Raw genomic sequence first — 18,287 nt, forward strand, 5'->3', positions numbered from 1 at the left:
CGGCCCGGAAGTTCGCCCATGCGTTGCCTCGTGCGCTACCTGATGTTGCTTTGCCTATTGTTTGTTACCTTGCCTACCCTTGCCCTGGATCGCTCACGCGTCGAAGGCTATCTGTTGCCCAACGGCCTGCAGGTCATCCTCAAGTCCGGATATGAACGCGACCATGTGTCGATTCGTCTGGTGGTCGGGGTCGGCCTGGATGACTTCGACTGTCCGCGCAAAGAGCTGCCCCATCTGCTCGAGCACTTGCTGTTCAGCGGCCTCGACGAGACCGGGGAGGGTGGACTGGAAGCACGCATGCAGGCGCTGGGCGGCGAGTGGAATGCCTATACCAGCAACGCCGACACCACGTTCGTCATCGAAGCTCCGGCGCGCAACCAGCGCAAGGTGCTGGACCTGCTGCTGGAGACGATCAGCCAGACCCGGCTGGACCAACAGGACCTGGTGACGGCGAAGAAGATCATCGAGCGCGAGGATGGCGGACACTATGGTCATCTGCAGCGCTGGCTCGATCGCCAGGACATTGGTCATCCTGCCAGCAGCCAGCTGGCCGTAGAGCTGGGCCTCAAGTGCAGCGAGCGCTCCGCCCTGGACGACATGACCCTGGAGCAGGTGCAAGCCCTGCGCGAACGCTGGTACGCCGCGAACAACATGAGCCTGATCGTGGTGGGCGGGCTCGATCGGCTGCTGCCGGCCTATCTGGAGCGTACCTATGGCGAATTGCCAGCCACCGAGCCGCAGGAGCGGCGCGATCTGGAAAGCATCTCCGAACAGGCCGAACAGCGGCGCGACCTGACCCGTGGCTGGCTGGGCGACAACGTCAAACTGCACTGGCTGTTCATCGAGCCGGTATTGGACAACGCCCATGATTCGACCCTCGAGCTGCTGTCACGCTACCTCGACTGGGCCTTGTACGAGCAACTGCGGCTTCGTCATGGCCTTTCCTACGGGCCATCGGTGCAGCGCGAAAGTTTCGGCAACAGTGGCATGCTCAGCCTCAATGCCGACCTCGAACGTGCCGATGTCGAGAAAGCGGTACAGGCGCTTCAGGCATTGTTCGAGCAACTGCGCGACAAGGGCCTGGACGCGCAGACCTTCGAACGGATCAAGCAGGCCGCCATCGCCCGTGAAAGCTGGACGACCCAGGGCAACAGTGCCCTGGCCGACTATTATTGGGGCGCCCTGAACACCTATACCGATGGCCGCTTCAAGGATCCGGCACGGATGTTGCGCGAGGTCAGCCTGGAAGAGGCCGACGCGGCGCTGCACGATCTATTGAACGAGCCGGGCTACCTGCGCATCGAGGAGCCCTTGCTTGGCTATGACGAGCTTTACGGCCTTGTCGCGCTGGTGGTCGGCCTGCTACTGGCCGCGGCGTTGCTGCGCCGACGGCGCCAGCCAGCCCCTCGTCCCAGCGGAGCTACACGCCAGCGATGAGGAGGCGGTATCGTACGAGGGTTTCTCCATGCAGTTCTCCTCCATGCCCGCACTGTCTCGTTTCATCCAGCGCCTGATCGAGTTGCTCAAGCGCTATCCCGGCGTCATCGCGCTGGGCGGTTTCCTGTCCGGCATCGGCAGCTTCGTCCTGGTCGATCGCCAGGCGAGCCTGGCCAGCTGGATCGCCATCCTGATGCTGGTCAGCTGGGTCTGGCTGATGCTGGAGAACAGCCTGACCGGCCTGTTCGCCAGGGTCTTCAAGCGCGAAATACCGCAGCCGCTGCTGCGCTATGCGACCCAGATGATCCACCAGGAAAGCCTGTTCTTCGTCTTGCCGTTCTTCTTCATCACCACGACCTGGAACAGCGGCCAGTTGGTATTCACCGGCCTGTTGGGCGCGGCCGGCCTGGTCTCCATCGTCGACCCGCTCTACTACAAGTGGCTGGCTCCCAGGCGCTGGCTGTTCATGGCGCTGCATACCTTCACCCTGTTCGCCGCGCTGTTGACAGCCTTGCCGATCATCCTTCACCTGACCACCGCGCAAAGCTTCAAGCTGGCCCTTGGCGCAGCCATGCTGCTGTCCTTCCCGAGCCTGGTCAGCAGCTTTCCCATCACGCACTGGCGCCGTGCGCTGACCCTGGTGCTGCTGACCCTGGCAGTGGGCGGCGGCGGGTGGCTGCTACGCTCCTGGGTGCCGCCTGCCACGCTCTGGATGACCGAAGTGGCGGTCAGTACCCAGGTGCAGGACCGCAAGCCGGGCAAGCCGCTGGACTCGATAGAAGCCAGCCAGATCCGTGGCAATGGCTTGTATGCCTACACGGCGATCAACGCGCCACGCGGACTGAACGAGCGCATCTATCATGTGTGGCAGCACAACGGCCAGGAGGTGGACCGTATCGCCCTGGATATCCATGGCGGTCGCAAGGAAGGCTACCGTGCCTGGACCCACAAGCAGAACTTCCCGCCCGATCCGGTCGGGCGCTGGCAGGTCAGGGTGCTGACCGAGGATGGCCAGGTGATCGGCGTGCTGCGCTTCAAGGTGGTCGAGAACGGGCAAGAACCCGCGGCATGAAGGTCATGCGGCTACAACTGCGCCTGCCCATGCCCCGGCATGGGCATCCGTCAGCCATCGTCGCTCGACGGCCCCAGCGCGGTCTCGATAGCTGGCGGCCTCAGGCAAAGAACCAGTAACAGACGCAGATCGCCGCCACTACTCCGGAAAACTCTGCCAGCAAGGCGCAGCCCACGGCATGGCGCACGCGCTGGATACCGACCGCGCCGAAATACACCGCCAGCACGTAGAACGTGGTTTCCGTACTGCCCTGGATGGTCGCGGCCACCAGTGCCGGGAAGCTGTCCACGCCATGGGCCTGCATGGTCTCGATGAGCAAGGCGCGCGCCGCGCTGCCGGAGAACGGCTTGACCAGCGCCGTGGGCAGGCCGTCGACGAAACGGGTATCCAGGCCCATCGCCTGGACCGCATAGCGCACACCGTCCAGCGCCCACTCCAGGGCGCCCGAGGCGCGCAGCACACCTACCGCGCAGAGCATGGCCACCAGGTAGGGCAACAGGCTTTTGGCCACGTCGAAGCCTTCCCTGGAGCCTTCGATGAACGCCTCGTAGACCTTGACCCGCTTCAGTGCGCCAACCAGCAAAAACAGCAGGATCACGCCAAACAGCACGAGGTTGCCAAGCAGCGATGAGAGGCTCGCCAGCGCGGCCGCCGAGAGGGTACCGAGCAAGGCCATGAAGCCGCCCAGCAGCAAGGCGCCGGGGACCAGATAGGCCAGCACGACCGGATCCCAGAGCCGCAGTCGCTGCATGATCGCCACCGAAAGCAGGCCGACCAGGGTCGAGACGCTCGTGGCCAGCAGGATCGGCAGGAACACCAAGGTCGGATCGGTCGCGCCTTGCTGAGCTCGGTACATGAAGATGGTCACTGGCAGCAAGGTCAGCGAAGAGGCATTGAGTACCAGGAACAGGATCTGCGCGTTGCTGGCCGTGGTCGCGCTGGGGTTGAGTTCCTGCAAGGCGCGCATCGCCTTCAGGCCGATTGGCGTGGCAGCATTGTCCAGGCCCAGGCCATTGGCGGCGAAGTTCATGGTGATCAGGCCCAGGGCAGGGTGACCCGGCGGCACTTCCGGCATCAGCCGGGCGAACAATGGCCCCAGCACCTTGGCCAGCCATTCGACGATGCCGGCCTGCTCGGCGATCTTCAGAAAGCCCAGCCACAGCGTGAGCGTGCCGAACAGCAGGACCATGACCTCGACCGAGAGCTTGGCCATGGCGAAGAGGCTTTCCACCATCGCCGCGAAGATCCCGGCATTGCCACCGACCAGCCACTGGGCGAGCGCCGATACCGTGGCCACCAGAAAGAAACCGAGCCAGAGGCCGTTGAGCATCCTGTGATCCCCCTTGGAAAAATGCCCTGGATGATAACGTATCGCGGTGCCTGGCCCGGAAAATGAAAAGCCCCGACGAATCGGGGCTGCGCTGCGCTCGTGTCAGCTCAACGACGCACGGTCTCGCCAGCCTGCGCGGACTTGCCGTCAGCCAGGTGCGGCAGCGAGTTCCAGTACAGTTCGCCCTTGGCCGAATCGTACATGCCCTCCCAGCGCGCGATCACCAGCGCCGCCAGGGCGTTGCCGATCACATTGAGCGCGGTCCGCGCCATGTCCATGATGCGATCGACACCGGCGATGAACGCCAGGCCCTCCAGCGGAATGCCCACGCTGCCAAGGGTAGCCAGCAGCACGACGAAGGAGACGCCTGGCACGCCCGCGATACCTTTGGAGGTGACCATGAGGGTCACGACCAGCAGCAGTTGCTGGCTGATCGACAGGTCGATGCCGTACAACTGGGCGATGAAGAGCGCCGCGATGCTCTGGTACAGCGTCGAGCCGTCGAGGTTGAAGGAGTAGCCGGTCGGCACCACGAAGCTGCAGATCGACTTCGGCGCGCCATAGGCTTCCATTTTCTGGATGATGCGCGGCAGCACGGTTTCCGAGCTGGAGGTCGAGTAGGCCAGGATCAGCTCGTCCTTCATGATGCGCATGATCCGAATGATGGAAAAGCCGAACAGGCGTGCCACCAGGCCCAGCACCATGAAGGCAAAGAAGGCGATGGCGAAGTAGACCAGCAGCACCAGCTTGGCCAGCGGCAGCAGCGAGGAGAAGCCGAAGTTGGCGACGGTCACGGCGATCAGCGCGAACACGCCGATCGGCGCATAGTTCATGATCATGTGGGTGACCTTGAACATGGTTTCCGAGACGCCCTGGAACGTGCGTACCAGCGGCTCGCGCAGGTCGGCCTGCAGGCTCGACAGACCGAGGCCGAACAGCACCGAGAAGAAAATGATCGGCAGCATCTCGCCACGCATCAGCGCCGCGAATATGTTCGAGGGAATCAGGTTCAGCAGGGTCTCGATGAACGCATGTTCGTGCTGCACTTCCGCCGCGGTGGCCTGGTACTTGGAGATATCCACGGTGCCCAGGGTGCTCATGTCGATACCCGCGCCCGGATGGAACAGGTTGGCCAGCAGCAGGCCCACGACGATGGCAATGGTGGTGACGACCTCGAAGTAGATGATCGTCTTGAGCCCGATGCTGCCCAGCTTCTTCGCATCGCCCACCCCGGCGATGCCGACGATGAGCGAGGAAATCACGATGGGCACCACAATCATCTTGATCAGGCGGATGAAGATGTCACCGGCCGGTTGAAGCACATTGCTTATCCACCAGGCCTTTTGCGCGTCGAAATGATTCAGCAGCGCGCCAATGGCAATGCCCAGGACCAAGCCGATCAGGATCTGCCAGGCAAGACTCACTTTTGCCTTTTTCATGTTTCCACCCGTTTTTCTGGTAATCAGGGGGCTCCGAGCGAACCATGCGGACAGATACTACGTGCGCTGGCCAATGGTTCAGGTTCTGCTTCGAACATCACATTCAGGATCTTCGCAAGCAGACGAAAGGCGCTCGGGCCGGTGAAAAAGGCGGCAACTATCGCGATGGCCAACCCGACCAGTCTAATGCCGTAAATGACTACCCCATGCGTGTTCGGCATGAAGAAACATCTAATTTTTGGAAGCTGAGATTCACCCGAAAATGTGTATTCGGGTTTCCGAACAGGCCATTCCCGCCACCAATTGGCATTTCTACATGTCTTTTCGAGCCATACAGCTTCTTGTTCGACAATCCGAACGCCGCTTCGACAGACGTGAGAAAAGTGTTCTCGAAGGAAAGGGGGAAAGAAAAAAATTGATGCGCGGTAGAAAAGCGCAGCCCTTTCGAGTCCTGGCGATCTCGAGGACAAGCGATCGTATAGTAGCGCTTCGGAAGCCAGGCCAGTCGTAGGATTGGTGTGAACCCGACTGGCCTGTAGCTTCCGATGCCGCTTCACCTGACCCGACCCCATACGGAAGGTACTCCCTGTACCCCTAGGCCGCTCCGATCCTGTAACGATCAGAGCAGCCCGGCCCCCTGGTCATGCGTCGTGCCTCCTCGGTACGACGCAGCATAGAAGCTGTAATCATAAAAAGGTTCAGCTTCCATTTCGTTACAACCTTGACCGCTGGTCAGTACCAGTTCGGATCGCGCTTGAGCTGCTCTTGCAGCAATGCCTTCATGCCGTCATCCGGATCGCCCAGCCATCTGTAGCTGGCGTGCCGAGTCGGCGACTTGTCGCCGGGCAGGCCTTCCGGCACCTCCACCAACATGCCGTAGGCATCTTCCTTGTCCCAACTGAAAGCCACGATCAGGCGCTTGTAGGTGCACTTGCCTTCGGCCTCGCAGAGCGGCCCTACCAGATATCGGTCGCCCTCCTCGGTAACCGCCGACATCTGCTGTGGCGAGCTACCGCTCAGGTTGATCACCCAATCGGGCAAACGCTCCTGCCCCTTGACCACGCCTTGCCAGGTTTCCCGGTACTCCTGGTCCGAGCCAAGCAACTGGTTGACCCGGACCTGACCATCATTGGCCGCCAGCGCCGTGGCACTGCAACCTAGCAAGGCTACGGCCACGGCCCGGCAGAGTGCTGCCTTCATTGCTATCTCCTGCCACGACCGAAGAAGAAGGAAGCGACGAACAGGACCAGGAAGACGATGAACAGAATCTTCGCGATCCCCGTTGCTGCGCCCGCGATACCTCCGAAGCCTAGTACAGCGGCGACGATGGCGATGATCAGGAACGTGATAGCCCAACTCAGCATGGTGATTCTCCTTGTTTCCTTTTTTCGAAATCTGCCCAGGTCGGAATCAGAAGACCCAACGTCCCTGGGGCACCACGCTTTCCAGCGTGGCCGGTGAAGCCTCTGTCACGGGCGTTTGTTCGGAGGCCCTGACCAAGGTGTTGGCACGGCTGGCCTGGATCTGCGCGAGCACCGCGGTCTGGGCCGCCACCTGATCTGCCAGTCGGGCGGCCTGCCAGGTGTGGTAGAGCTGGCCAGCGACCACCGTCAGCATCATCGCGAGGGTGAGAAACAGCACCTGGGTCAGCGACACGGTGGTGGTCTGCTCACGATCGATGGTTTGACGGTTCATGCCGGCTCCTCCTGCTGTACTTTTTATGTGCCACGTACGGTGAACAGTGCAGCCTGCATGCCAGCCTTTTAAAAACTGAAAAACCCTTATAAAACAATGGGTTGGTCAAGACACTCGGTAGAAGCCAGGACGTATCCTGCACGATGCGCGCTAGAATCTCGTGCTTTTTGCACGATCACCCTTGAACTTTGGTAGCGATCTTCAGCATGTCCGCATCCACGCCACGTACACCCACGATCTGTCGTGCCACCTCGACGGCGATGTTCTTCTGCTCGCGACTCACCACTTCGCCGGACAGGCGAACCAGGCCTTGGTCGCTGCTTATCCTTATGTTCAGCCCGTCCAGATGGCGGCTGAAACGGTAGCTTTGCTGGATCTTGGCCACTACCCAGCTGTCGCTCGGTTGCGGACCCGACGGCGCATCCACGGGCATTTCCCGAGCCTTGGCCATGGCTGCGGTATCCAGACTGACCAGGTTGTTGACCAGGTAGACGCCTTCGGTGCCCTCGGCGAGCACGCCGGCCAATTCCTTGGCTTCGACACTGTCGACCTTGCCGCGCAACGTCACCACGCCTTCGCGGCTTTGCACTTCTATCGGCGCCTTCTGGGTGATCCGACTCCAGACCAGACGCGAACGGACGATCGCGGCCAGCGTTTCATCCTCCAGCCTCTGGGCATAGGCTCGAAGCTCCAGTGGCTGCTCCACCAGCTGAGGGTCGACCTGCAACTGGTTGTCCACCCGATCGATGCCTCGCGTGGCCAAGGCCACCCGCTCGGCCAGGGCTCGCTCTACCTCGTTCTCCACTTCTCCAGCCAAACGCACTGTCTGGTCCTTGACCTGCACCTCGATGCGGAAGGGATTGAGCACCCTGTTGAGGGACAAGGCCGTCTTCAGCGAGCCCTCCAGACGTGCATCGGCGATTTCATCGGCTTGTGCCAGAGGCGACAGCCAGGCATGCCCAAGCAGCAGGCCGGCAAGCAACGCCATGTTTGATTTGGATGCAGGCATAGGGGAACTCCTCTGAGGCATAAAGGGAAAAGCCCTGGCAACAGGTGTACCAAGCCGTCTGATGACATGATCTTTGCAAAATCAAAGAGTTAGCAGCTGCGACATCAAGCAGCTAGCATGCAATCAGCAAAATCAATCAGAATTGACCATGCAACTTGCCCGATTTTTCCGACACTAACCAAGACAAATCCCAAAGGAGCGTAGGAAATGGAGTCAGCCCAGGACAGCCAAGGCCGCATACTGCTCGTGGATGACGAATCCGCCATCCTGCGCACGTTCCGGTATTGCCTGGAAGACGAAGGCTATAGTGTCGCCACGGCCAATAGCGCCGCGCAGGCCGAGGCACTGTTGCAACGGCAGGTATTCGACCTGTGCTTCCTCGATCTGCGCCTGGGTGAAGACAATGGCCTGGATGTCCTGGCGCAGATGCGTATCCAGGCGCCCTGGATGCGCGTGGTCATCGTTACCGCGCATTCGGCGATCGATACCGCTGTCGATGCCATCCAGGCCGGGGCGGCCGATTACCTGGTCAAGCCTTGCAGCCCTGACCAGCTGCGCCTGGCGACGGCCAAGCAGCTCGAGGTGCGCCAGCTGTCCGCCCGTCTGGAAGCGCTGGAAGGCGAGATCCGCAAGCCCAAGGACGGCCTGGATTCCCATAGCCCGGCGATGATGGCCGTGCTCGAGACTGCGCGCCAGGTGGCCACCACCGATGCCAACATTCTCATCCTTGGCGAGTCGGGCACTGGCAAGGGCGAGCTGGCGCGGGCCATCCACGGCTGGAGCAAGCGCGCCCGCAAGGCCTGCGTGACGATCAACTGCCCCTCGCTGACCGCCGAACTCATGGAAAGCGAGCTGTTCGGCCATAGTCGCGGGGCTTTCACCGGAGCCAGCGAAAGCACCTTGGGACGGGTCAACCAGGCAGACGGCGGGACGCTGTTCCTCGACGAGATCGGCGACTTCCCCCTGACCTTGCAACCGAAACTGTTGCGCTTCATCCAGGACAAGGAATACGAACGTGTCGGCGACCCGGTCACCCGTCGCGCCGATGTGCGAATCCTTGCCGCAACCAATCTCAACCTCGAGGAAATGGTCCGCGAAGGTCGATTCCGTGAAGACCTGCTGTATCGCCTGAACGTCATCACCTTGCACTTGCCGCCTTTGCGCGAGCGCAGCGAGGACATCCTGACCCTGGCCGACCGCTTCCTGGCCCGTTTCGTCAAGGATTACTCGCGCCCGGCCCGTGGCTTCAGTGACGAGGCGCGTGCGGCGCTGCTCAACTACCGCTGGCCTGGCAACATCCGGGAGCTGCGCAACGTGATCGAACGGGCCAGCATCATCTGTGCCCAGGAGCGCGTCGAGGTGGCCCACCTGGGCATGGCCGAGCAGCCGTCGAGCAATGCCCCGCGCATTGGCGCCTCGTTGAGTCTCGATGAACTGGAGCGCGCGCATATCGGCGCGGTCCTGGCGACCAGCGACACCCTCGAACAGGCTGCTCGGACCTTGGGCATCGACGCCTCGACCCTGTATCGCAAGCGCAAGCAGTATCACCTATGAGATGGACCATCAAACTGCGCACGAGGCTTTTCCTCAGCATCTCGGCACTGGTCAGCGTGGCCTTGCTGGGCCTGCTGCTAGGCCTGGTCAGCGTGTTGCAGATGGCTGCGGTCCAGCAAGTCCAGGTGCGTGACATCACCCAGACCCTGCAGCTGGGGATCGAGCTTCGGCAGAACCTGGGCGACCAGCTGGCGCTGATCCTCGACAAGGACGTCGATGCGCAGCGGGTGAGCGCCCTGCAGGACAAGTTCCAGGCTTTGCTCGACCAAGGCGTTGAGCAGGGCGGCAGACGCAACGGTTTCGACAAGGCCAGCCGCGATTACCAGGCGTTCCGCCAGATCTACCGCAGCACGCCGGAACCGGCCCGCAACATGGGGCCGGACGATCCGCTCGGCGCGGCCTTCAACCAGCTGCGCGGCGGGCTGATCGAGTCCCACCAGCGGGCCATCGCGCAGATGGCCACCGGCGAAAAACAGGCCCAGGACCGTGCCCTGCTGGTCAGCGGCCTGCTTGGCTTCATGGGCCTGGCCGTGCTGATCCTCGGCTTCATCACCGCGCATAATATCGCCCGACGCTTCGGGCAACCGATAGAGGCGCTGGCCAAGGCAGCCGACCAGGTCGGGCAGGGGAATTTCGACGTCACGCTGCCTGTCACCCAGGCCAGCGAACTGAGCCTGCTGACCAAGCGCTTCGGCTTGATGGCCGATGCCTTGCGCAGGCACCAGGCAACCAACATCGACGAATTGCTGGCCGGCCAGCAGCGTCTGCAAGCGGTACTCGACAGTATCGACGATGGGCTGCTGATCATCGATCGCCAGGGCCGACTGGAGCATCTCAACCCGGTGGCCCAGCGCCAGCTGGGCTGGGACAAGAGTCGCCTGGGGGCCGGCCTGGCCGAAGCCTTGCAGCGCCCGGAACTGGAACAGCAGCTGCGCCAGGTGCTGCGCGGCGGCAGCCTGGACCGGCCACCGGAGGATCTGAGTTTGACGGTGGATGACGAGTCGCGCCTGCTCACCTACAGCCTGACCCCGGTCAGCCACCCCCAAGGGCCTATTCTGGGGGCCGTGATGGTGCTGCATGATGTGACCGAGCAACGTGCGTTCGAACGCGTGCGTAGCGAATTCGTCCTGCGTGCTTCCCATGAGCTACGCACCCCGATCACCGGCATGCACATGGCCTTCGGCCTGCTGCGCGAACGGGTCAAGTTCCCTGCCGAGGCGCGCGAAAGCGATCTTCTCGAGACGATTGGCGAGGAAATGCAGCGCCTGACCCAGCTGATCAACGACTTGCTGAATTTCTCACGCTACCAGAGCGGATTGCAGAAACTGGAACTGTCGCCGTGCGCCATCGATGACCTGCTCGAGCGGGCCTTGGCGCGCTTCGAGGAACAGGCCGCCGAAAAGCAGATAGAGCTGCTCACCGAGCTCGAGCTGCCGCTGCCACGCATCCAGGCGGACAGCGGCCAGCTGGACCGGGTCATGGACAACCTGCTGCACAATGCCATTCGCCACACGGGCACTGGCGGGCGGATCCGCCTGCATGCCCGACGCCACGCCGAACGCGTGATCATCAGTGTCGAGGACAATGGCGAAGGCATCGCCTATGGCCAGCAAGGCAGGATCTTCGAACCCTTCGTGCAAGTCGGACGCAAGAAGGGTGGCGCCGGTCTGGGCCTGGCATTGTGCAAGGAAATCGTGCAACTGCATGGCGGGCGCATGGGGGTGTTTTCCCGACCCGGGCAAGGCACCCAGTTCTACATGGCGCTGCCGACCTGAGCCGTCACGGCAGCCGCTGGCGCGCCTGGTTCATCGCCGGCCGTGCACGACCAGTTCGGTGAACTGGCGGGCACTGAGGGGACGAGCGAACAGCCAGCCTTGTCCATAGTCGACCCCTTCGCTGCTGAGCAGCTCGGCCTGGTCCTCGTACTCGATGCCTTCGGCGATCACACGCAACTGCAAGGCATGGGCCATGCGGATGATATGGGGAGCCACGCCGCTGCTGGCGGCGTCATGGCCCAGAGCGTCGATGAACGCCTTGTCTATCTTCAGGCAATCCACCGGCAAGGTCTGCAGGTAGGCCAGGCTGCAATAGCCGGTACCGAAGTCATCGATGAGCACCGGATGGCCGACGTTGCGCAATGCCTGCAGGTTGTCGCGCGCCACGACCACATCGACCAGGCCGCGCTCGGTCACCTCGAAGGCGATCTGGTGGGCGGCGACGCGATGCCGGGCCAACAGGCGGGCAGCCACCTCGCCGATGCGTGGCACCGTGACGTCACAAGCGGCCAGGTTCACCGAGATGTACAAATGCCGATGACTACGCAGCAACTGGCCGAGCTGCTCGAGTACCCGTTGCAGCACGAAGTCGGTGATCTGCCGGATCTGCCCAGTGTTTTCCGCCAGCGGGATGAACAGTTCCGGGCTGGTCAGGCTGCCATCCGGCCGACGCCAGCGCACCAGCGCCTCAGCGCCCACGCAACGCCGACTGTCGAGTTCGAAGATGGGCTGGTAGAGCACCTGCAACTCGCCACGGCGCAAGGCCCCTTGCAGCGCCGAACTCATCGAGCGACGCTGCTCGGCCAGTTGCAGCACCAGCCAGCCGATGCAGCTGGCGATCAGCACGCTGCCGGGAAACAGCAGCCAGAGCATGCCGCTCGTTTCCAGGGGGACATCGGTACGCGGGACGATCAGGGCCAGCTGGTAATCCGGCGACTTGGTAGGCATCCGGTAGATCAACCGATCGGGCAGCTCGATCGGCGATTGCTCGGAGCTCGGGTCCCAATCAGGCAAGGGAGGCCAGGACTGGACCGGGCCCAGGACCGGGATCGCGCGGCTGCTATGGTCCAGTAGCACCAGCAGGCTGCCGCCGGCTGGCAGGTCGACCACATCGGTCAAGTGCCCACGCGAGGTCGAGACCAGATAGTGGCCGCGCCCAAGCATCAAGGCTGCGCGGTCGTCGTTCGGCTCGGCGCTGGTATTGAGCCAGATGCTGTAGGTCGGGCCATGGATATCCGGCGCCCGCAGCACCGTGCCCTGACGTTCGACACCACGGCTGGAGCAGACGATCGTGCCGTCGACATAGGCCGCTTCATAGACGAACCGGTAACTCAGGCCCGGCTGCTGCAGGGCAGCCAGCATCGCCGCGTCGCATGGCCCCGGCGGCTGCACCTGCAATTGGTCGACGCCTTCGCGCAACTGGCCGAAGACCTGTTCTAGCCGCTCCAGGAAGCGGACGCCACGGGCGCTCATCTGGGCGCTCTCGTTCTGCTTGGCCTGCTGCACGGTAAGCACCAGGCTGACCAGCAGCAGCAAGCCGCCACTGACCAGCGTGGCAATGCCGGACAGCAGCCAGGGGCGTTCGAGCACATGACGCAAGATGAGAGAAGCTGACATCGGCAACATCCGCCTGGGTAACATGGGTCAAGGCAACTGTCCGGCAAGTCGGCCTGTCCATCCCGACGGCGTCAACGCATGCTGTTCAGCACATGCAGGATAGCCGCGCTTTGCGCATCTGGCATGCCATCGTGGCGTTGCGGGCGGAAATGCATCTGGAAGGCTGCCAAGGTACTGCGCGTGGCCTGGTCCAGGACCCCCGTCTGTTCCAGGCCATAGCCCAGACGTGCCAGCTGTTGCTGGTACCAGGCGATGCCTGGCGGGTTGGCGTGGAAATAGGCTTGTTGCCTGGCAACCGCCGAAGCTTGCGGCCAGATGCCCAGCCCGGCATCGGCCAGGCGTTTCCACGGGAACAGCGGGCCGGGGTCGAGCTTGCGCAGCGGGGCGATGTCGCTGTGCCCGATGATGTTGCGCGGCTCGATGCCGTTGCGCTGGACGATGTCCTTGAGCAGGACGATCAACGACTGGATCTGCGCTTCGCTGTAGGGGTGCCAGACCCGTCCGGCCGGCGTGTCGGTGAACCCGGGATTGACGATTTCGATACCGATCGAACTGGAGTTGAGCCAGGTCCGACCTCGCCACTGGCTGTCTCCGGCATGCCAGGCGCGGCGGCTTTCATCGACCAGCTGATAGATGGTCGCGGGGCCATCGCCGATCAGGTAATGGCTGCTGACCTCGCCCTGGGTCAGCAAGGCCAGGGAGCGCTCCAGCGAAGCGTTGGTGTAGTGCAGCACGACGAACTGGACACGGTTGTCGTGATTGGCCGAGACATGGCTGCGGTCGATGCGCGGGCCCGACGCACAGCCGGCCAGCAATGACAGCAGGGAAGCTATGAGGAATCTTTTCATGAAGAGAGCATCTGTCGGCTTGGGCTAGTGAAGCGCCCCAGTATACCGACCTGTCCAGGCGGCGCACGCCGGGTCGTCGGCGCGCTGCTCAGCGCCCAGGCGTGGGCAGGTACGGGCACGCCTCGACCCGGTTGCGGCCTTGAGCCTTGGCACGGTAGAGCGCCTGGTCGGCGCGCTTGAGCACCGTTTCGGCAGGCTCGCCAGCGCGCAGCAAGCTGATGCCGATCGACACGGTGATGACCACCGGTTCCCCCTTGAAATGGAAAGGACAGCCCTGCACGGCGGCGCGCAAGGCTTCGAGCTGTTGCAGTGCGGCGAGCGCTGAGGTTCGAGGCAGCAGCAGGACGAATTCCTCGCCGCCGAAACGGGCCATGAAGTGCTGGGCCGGCAAGCGCTTGCGCAGCTGCCCGGCGATGATCTTGAGGACCTTGTCACCGGCCAGGTGGCCATAACTGTCGTTGATGCGCTTGAAGTGATCGATGTCCAGGATCGCTATCAGCAGTTCGCCGGTTTGCCCGTCCCAGGCGCGCATTTCCTGCTCCAGCCGCTCGGCCCAGGCCGCCCGGTTGGGCAGCCCGGTAAGCGGATCGAGCAGTGCTTTCTGCCGCTGCTCTTCGAGATGCTCGCGAAACTCCAGGGCTTCCTGCTCCATGTGGCTGACCCGTTGCGCAAGCCCTTGCAGGTGTTCGGCCAGTTCCTGCTCGCGCAGGTCGCGCTTGCGCTGGTGCGCATCGATGGTGCCGAGCAGGTCTTCCAGGCGACCTTCGAGCAGCGACTTGAGGTTGGCCAGGTCGACCGCGCCATGCACGCTGCTCTGCAAGCCGTCGACCTGCCTGCGCAGCTGGTCATCGAGCTCGCGCGAAGCCGAGCTGTTGTCGGCATGCCCGCTACTGGCTTCGCGCAGATGGCTCTGGAAGGTTTCCAGCCGGCCGTTGAGCTGCTGCAGATAGGCTTCGAACTCATGCTGGCCACTGTCATTGACTGCCAGTAGCAACACCGCGAGATCATCGAGTACCGGAATCAGTTCATACCAGTTCAAGCCACGGGCGACCCGTTCGCGCATCGCCAGGGCCTGGGCCTCGTGACGTTCCGGCAGGTCCAGCTCGTCGAGCAGGCCGAGCAAGGTCTGCTCGATGTGCGCGGCTACCGAACTGTAGGGGGGTTCGACGGCATCGGGCAGCGCATAGGGGCCGTCATCGAACGCGTCGCTCGATTGCCCACCGTCGCCGGGCGAGCCTGGCGCGTGCGTGCCGGGCATCTCGGCAGGTTCGCCGCTGCCGTGCTGCGCCGTTGGCCTGGCGTCGCCTTGCACCTGCCCTGGAGGCGCGTTCGCCACGGCTGGCCCCGGCTCTTCCTGGACGGTCGCGGCGGGGGTTTGCACCGCGATAGCTGCAATGCCAGGTGCTGGCGACGTCAGGTCGAGCATGTCCGGCTCGGCCAGCAGGGAGGGTTCTGGTCGGTCTGGCCCGTCCGTCGGGGCTGGATCAACGGGGCCAGGCTGTGCTTGTGGCACGGCATCCTGGACAGGCGCCGCTGGCCCCTGCGGCGTCTCCCGGTCGCCGAACAGACGTTGCAGCAGGCCAGGCCGAGGCAGCGCCCCAGGCGCCACGGTGTCCAGGGCCTGGCTCTGCAAGGCGCTGAGCTCGCCGAGCAGCAACGGCAGCTCACGGACCTGGCCGACTCGCCCGTCAAGCTGCTTGGCGTACTTCTTCAGCGGCCGGGCGATATCACCAGGCAACGGCAGGCGCTGCAACTGGCTGACCAGCTGGGCCAAGGCCGAGCCGACCTGGTCTTCGCGTGCCGCACGGCGCTGCTCGGAATCGAGCACGGCCTTTTCCAGGCGTGGAAGAAGCCGGGCGAGGGCGGCATCCATGTCATCGTGGCGAATGACCTCGCGCATCTCCTTCATGCACAGGTCGACGGACTTGTCGCTGCCTTCGGCAGCCAGGGTACTGCGCACCAGGCCGCGACGCAGCAGGTCCAGACGCGCTTCCCAGCGTCGCTCCAGCTTTTCCTGCTGCTCGAGGCTCTGGAGGTACTTCGCTTTCCAGCGTTGGGCTTCGTCGGTCATCGGTGGATACGCGCCAGGGTAGGGGCCATCAGCTCAGGACCGGCAGCGTATCCACACTCAATGCATCAGGCAAACGAATCTCCACCGCGACGGGGAGATGATCGGAAATAGGCTGCGCGAGCACCTCGACCCGCTCCAGCGCCAGGTCCGAGCTGAGCAGGATGTGATCCAGGCAGCGTTGCGGACGCCAGCTGGGGAAGGTCGCCTCGACTTGCGGCGCCACCAGCCCAAGGTCGCGCAGGGGTGAGCGCTCGAGCAGGTCGTTGGCATGGGTATTCATGTCGCCCATCAGCACCTGGTGGCGGTAGCCACCGATCAGCTCGCGAATGTAGCCAAGCTGCAAGGCACGCGTCTTTGCCCCCAGGGCCAGGTGCATCATGACCACCACCAGCGCATCCTCGCCCTCGCCGAAGCGCACCAGGATGGCACCACGGCCCGAGGGGCCGGGCAGGGGATGGTCTTCCAGCACCTGCGGCTTGAGCCGGCTCAGCACCCCATTGCTGTGCTGGGCGAAACGACCGAGGTTGCGGTTGAGCTGCTGGTACCAGTAGGGAAAGGCGCCCAGCTGGGCAAGGTGCTCGACCTGGTTGACGTAGCCCGAACGCAGGCTGCCGCCATCCACTTCCTGCAGGGCGACCAGGTCGAAGTCGCCAATCAGCGCCCCGATCTTCTGCAGGTTGCCGGCACGACCGGTATGCGGCAACAAGTGCTGCCAGCTGCGGGTCAGGTAGTGCCGGTAGCGCTCGGTGCTGATCCCGACCTGGATATTGAAGCTCAACAGGCGCAGCCGGCCATCGGCCGGCAGCCCCGAGCCCTGCAGATGGTCATGGTTGACCTGCGGCTGGTGCAGGCCGATGCCGCGCGTGCTTTTCCAGCGGGCCATGGGCAATCGCCGCCTACTTCGCGGCGCGCTCCTTGGCGATCAGCTGGTCGGCCACCTGCAGCACGCCCTCAGGCCCACCCGCGGTACCCAGGTCGAAACGGTACTTGCCATTGACCACCATGCTCGGCACGCCAGTGATTTCGTACTTCTTGGCCAGTTCCCTGGCCTGGTTCACCTGGCCCTTGATGGCAAAGGAGTTGAAGGTGGAGAGGAACTTGTCCTTGTCGACACCCTGGGTTGCCAGGAACTCGGCCATTTCTTCCGGTTTTGTCAGGCGCATGCGCTTGTTCTGGATGGCATCGAACACCGCCGTATGCACCTTGTGCTCCACCCCCATCGCCTCCAGGGTCAGGAACATCTGGCCATGGGCATCCCAGGGACCACCGAACATGGCGGGGACGCGCTTGAAATGGACGTCCTGCGGCAGCTTCTCGACCCATGGATTGATGGTCGGCTCGAAGTGGTAGCAGTGTGGGCAGCCGTACCAGAACAGTTCCACGACCTCGATCTTGCCCGGATCCGCGACAGGAACCGGGTTGCTCAGCTGGATGTACTGCTCGCCGGCCACAGGCTCCGCGGCCTGGACGGCGGTTACTCCAAACACGCTGGCGGCGACCAGCGCAGCGCTGAGGATCAGTTTACGCATGCTTTACTCCTGGACAGTCTTGGGTCGCCTCGACGCGACCTGGCTGGAATCCTCAGACAAGTCAGGCAAGGCCCGAGTTCTCAAGTGTACCGGTTGCAGAGACAAAAAAGGGCAGCCGGCGCCACCCTTGTTAGCCTTGCATCATTAACAGTCTGTTAACAAGACGTTCAATGCAGGCCCTGGATGTAGCTGGACAGGGCCTCGATATCCTTGTTGCTCAACCTGGCGGCGATCGTGCGCATGATCATCGCATCGCCGTCGTTGACGCGAGTGCCTTCGCGGAAGTCGGTGAGCTGCTTGGCCACGTACTGCGAATGCTGGCCACCGAGCCGCGGGAAGCTGGCCAGGGCCAGGCCGGCGCCGTCCGGTGCATGGCAACCGATACAGGCAGGCATGCCGGTCTCCAGGTCGCCACCATTGAACAGGCCGCGCCCGCGCTCCACCAGGTTGGGATCGGCCGCGCCGATGCTGCCTTTCTGGCTGGCGAACCAGGCGGCGATATCGGCCAGGTCCTGGTCATCGAAGGGTGCGAGCATGCCGGTCATCTCCAGCACCACGCGCTTGCCGGACTTGATGTCATCCAGCTGTTTCCGGAGGTAAGGTTCGCCCTGGCCGGCGAGCTTGGGGAAATTGGCCGCCAGGCTGTTGCCATCAGGACCATGGCAGGCACCACAGACCATGCTCTTGGCCCGGCCGGCGGTGGCATTGCCTTCGATGGGCTGCGCGGCAGCGGCCATGCCGGCGACGCCCAGGGTCAACAGCAGACTCGCGAATAGTGTGTTCATCAGCTAATCCAACACGGCTAAAGTGAATGTCAGGTCGCGGGCTGCGGCGCGCATGACTCGGCACTGCAATTCCCGCACAATCCACGCGGCGGCATAGCCTTGAAACCCTGTGTAACATGCATCTTC

General features: G+C 63.2%; 16 protein-coding genes. 4 read left to right on the forward strand and 12 right to left on the reverse strand.

Annotation, left to right across the window (positions count from 1 at the left end; genetic code table 11):
* Window positions 1–30: 30 nt before the first annotated feature.
* Together ACY8GK_RS15455 and ACY8GK_RS15460 are read left to right on the forward strand one after the other, a co-directional pair.
* A complete protein-coding gene (locus ACY8GK_RS15455) occupies window positions 31–1,437 on the forward strand; it encodes a M16 family metallopeptidase (protein ID WP_462403031.1) in 1,407 nt (468 codons plus the stop codon).
* Between the two features lie 43 nt (window positions 1,438–1,480).
* Window positions 1,481–2,509, forward strand: a complete 1,029-nt coding sequence (locus ACY8GK_RS15460) for a DUF5924 family protein (RefSeq protein ID WP_196175604.1) — start codon at window positions 1,481–1,483, stop codon at window positions 2,507–2,509.
* 100 nt (window positions 2,510–2,609) lie between these two features.
* Here ACY8GK_RS15460 and ACY8GK_RS15465 read toward each other — a convergent pair whose 3' ends face one another.
* The 6 genes from ACY8GK_RS15465 to ACY8GK_RS15490 all read right to left on the reverse strand — a co-directional run bounded on the left by ACY8GK_RS15465 (window position 2,610) and on the right by ACY8GK_RS15490 (window position 7,961).
* Complete coding sequence (locus ACY8GK_RS15465; protein WP_196175549.1) at window positions 2,610–3,839, reverse strand: nucleoside recognition domain-containing protein; 1,230 nt, start codon at window positions 3,837–3,839, stop codon at window positions 2,610–2,612.
* Window positions 3,840–3,946: 107 nt separating this feature from the next.
* Window positions 3,947–5,278, reverse strand: coding sequence for a glutamate/aspartate:proton symporter GltP (gene gltP, locus ACY8GK_RS15470; RefSeq protein ID WP_196175547.1), 1,332 nt, complete (start codon window positions 5,276–5,278; stop codon window positions 3,947–3,949).
* A gap of 732 nt (window positions 5,279–6,010) precedes the next feature.
* Entirely contained in the window at window positions 6,011–6,478 is a 468-nt protein-coding gene (locus ACY8GK_RS15475; protein WP_196175545.1) for an inhibitor of vertebrate lysozyme family protein, read from the reverse strand.
* A gap of 2 nt (window positions 6,479–6,480) precedes the next feature.
* A complete protein-coding gene (locus ACY8GK_RS15480; protein WP_023532363.1) occupies window positions 6,481–6,642 on the reverse strand; it encodes a DUF1328 domain-containing protein in 162 nt (53 codons plus the stop codon).
* A 46-nt stretch (window positions 6,643–6,688) separates the two neighbouring features.
* Window positions 6,689–6,973 carry a hypothetical protein gene (locus ACY8GK_RS15485; RefSeq protein WP_462401581.1) on the reverse strand — a complete coding sequence of 95 codons (285 nt, stop codon included), beginning with the start codon at window positions 6,971–6,973 and terminating at the stop codon, window positions 6,689–6,691.
* 175 nt (window positions 6,974–7,148) lie between these two features.
* Window positions 7,149–7,961 carry a BON domain-containing protein gene (locus ACY8GK_RS15490; RefSeq protein ID WP_462403032.1) on the reverse strand — a complete coding sequence of 271 codons (813 nt, stop codon included), beginning with the start codon at window positions 7,959–7,961 and terminating at the stop codon, window positions 7,149–7,151.
* 228 nt (window positions 7,962–8,189) lie between these two features.
* On the opposite strand from ACY8GK_RS15490, the gene algB reads away from it, so the two are divergent.
* Complete coding sequence (algB, locus tag ACY8GK_RS15495) at window positions 8,190–9,536, forward strand: sigma-54-dependent response regulator transcription factor AlgB (protein ID WP_196175539.1); 1,347 nt, start codon at window positions 8,190–8,192, stop codon at window positions 9,534–9,536.
* Window positions 9,533–11,311: a KinB sensor domain-containing domain gene (locus ACY8GK_RS15500; RefSeq protein ID WP_462401582.1), complete on the forward strand. Its 1,779-nt coding sequence runs from the start codon at window positions 9,533–9,535 to the stop codon at window positions 11,309–11,311. Before algB ends, ACY8GK_RS15500 begins: the two co-directional genes overlap by 4 nt.
* Before the next feature lie 30 nt (window positions 11,312–11,341).
* Here the strand turns inward: ACY8GK_RS15500 and ACY8GK_RS15505 are convergent, their stop codons facing one another.
* The 6 genes from ACY8GK_RS15505 to ACY8GK_RS15530 all read right to left on the reverse strand — a co-directional run bounded on the left by ACY8GK_RS15505 (window position 11,342) and on the right by ACY8GK_RS15530 (window position 18,161).
* Window positions 11,342–12,928, reverse strand: coding sequence for an EAL domain-containing protein (locus ACY8GK_RS15505; RefSeq protein WP_462401583.1), 1,587 nt, complete (start codon window positions 12,926–12,928; stop codon window positions 11,342–11,344).
* A 71-nt stretch (window positions 12,929–12,999) separates the two neighbouring features.
* On the reverse strand, window positions 13,000–13,776 hold the full coding sequence (locus ACY8GK_RS15510; protein ID WP_196175533.1) for an N-acetylmuramoyl-L-alanine amidase: 777 nt from the start codon (window positions 13,774–13,776) through the stop codon (window positions 13,000–13,002).
* Window positions 13,777–13,864: 88 nt separating this feature from the next.
* Window positions 13,865–15,847 carry a GGDEF domain-containing protein gene (locus ACY8GK_RS15515; protein ID WP_196175531.1) on the reverse strand — a complete coding sequence of 661 codons (1,983 nt, stop codon included), beginning with the start codon at window positions 15,845–15,847 and terminating at the stop codon, window positions 13,865–13,867.
* Between the two features lie 28 nt (window positions 15,848–15,875).
* Window positions 15,876–16,730 (reverse strand): endonuclease/exonuclease/phosphatase family protein, encoded by an 855-nt coding sequence (locus ACY8GK_RS15520; RefSeq protein WP_196175530.1) that lies wholly within the window; start codon window positions 16,728–16,730, stop codon window positions 15,876–15,878.
* 13 nt (window positions 16,731–16,743) lie between these two features.
* Window positions 16,744–17,376 carry a thiol:disulfide interchange protein DsbA gene (dsbA, locus tag ACY8GK_RS15525; protein WP_196175528.1) on the reverse strand — a complete coding sequence of 211 codons (633 nt, stop codon included), beginning with the start codon at window positions 17,374–17,376 and terminating at the stop codon, window positions 16,744–16,746.
* A 167-nt stretch (window positions 17,377–17,543) separates the two neighbouring features.
* Complete coding sequence (locus ACY8GK_RS15530) at window positions 17,544–18,161, reverse strand: c-type cytochrome (RefSeq protein ID WP_196175526.1); 618 nt, start codon at window positions 18,159–18,161, stop codon at window positions 17,544–17,546.
* Window positions 18,162–18,287 lie beyond the last annotated feature (126 nt).

Source organism: Pseudomonas sp. Marseille-QA0332 (assembly GCF_054950175.1).

Bases quoted from the DNA above. Each gene is read 5' to 3' on its own strand.
- algB (WP_196175539.1), top strand. From the start codon at position 8,190: ATGGAGTCAGCCCAGGACAGCCAAGGCCGCATACTGCTCGTGGATGAC.
- ACY8GK_RS15465 (WP_196175549.1), bottom strand. From the start codon at position 3,839: ATGCTCAACGGCCTCTGGCTCGGTTTCTTTCTGGTGGCCACGGTATCG.
- ACY8GK_RS15480 (WP_023532363.1), bottom strand. From the start codon at position 6,642: ATGCTGAGTTGGGCTATCACGTTCCTGATCATCGCCATCGTCGCCGCT.
- gltP (WP_196175547.1), bottom strand. From the start codon at position 5,278: ATGAAAAAGGCAAAAGTGAGTCTTGCCTGGCAGATCCTGATCGGCTTG.
- dsbA (WP_196175528.1), bottom strand. From the start codon at position 17,376: ATGCGTAAACTGATCCTCAGCGCTGCGCTGGTCGCCGCCAGCGTGTTT.
- ACY8GK_RS15515 (WP_196175531.1), bottom strand. From the start codon at position 15,847: ATGACCGACGAAGCCCAACGCTGGAAAGCGAAGTACCTCCAGAGCCTC.
- ACY8GK_RS15520 (WP_196175530.1), bottom strand. From the start codon at position 16,730: ATGGCCCGCTGGAAAAGCACGCGCGGCATCGGCCTGCACCAGCCGCAG.
- ACY8GK_RS15460 (WP_196175604.1), top strand. From the start codon at position 1,481: ATGCCCGCACTGTCTCGTTTCATCCAGCGCCTGATCGAGTTGCTCAAG.
- ACY8GK_RS15475 (WP_196175545.1), bottom strand. From the start codon at position 6,478: ATGAAGGCAGCACTCTGCCGGGCCGTGGCCGTAGCCTTGCTAGGTTGC.
- ACY8GK_RS15530 (WP_196175526.1), bottom strand. From the start codon at position 18,161: ATGAACACACTATTCGCGAGTCTGCTGTTGACCCTGGGCGTCGCCGGC.
- ACY8GK_RS15510 (WP_196175533.1), bottom strand. From the start codon at position 13,776: ATGAAAAGATTCCTCATAGCTTCCCTGCTGTCATTGCTGGCCGGCTGT.
- ACY8GK_RS15490 (WP_462403032.1), bottom strand. From the start codon at position 7,961: ATGGCGTTGCTTGCCGGCCTGCTGCTTGGGCATGCCTGGCTGTCGCCT.
- ACY8GK_RS15505 (WP_462401583.1), bottom strand. From the start codon at position 12,928: ATGTCAGCTTCTCTCATCTTGCGTCATGTGCTCGAACGCCCCTGGCTG.
- ACY8GK_RS15500 (WP_462401582.1), top strand. From the start codon at position 9,533: ATGAGATGGACCATCAAACTGCGCACGAGGCTTTTCCTCAGCATCTCG.
- ACY8GK_RS15485 (WP_462401581.1), bottom strand. From the start codon at position 6,973: ATGAACCGTCAAACCATCGATCGTGAGCAGACCACCACCGTGTCGCTG.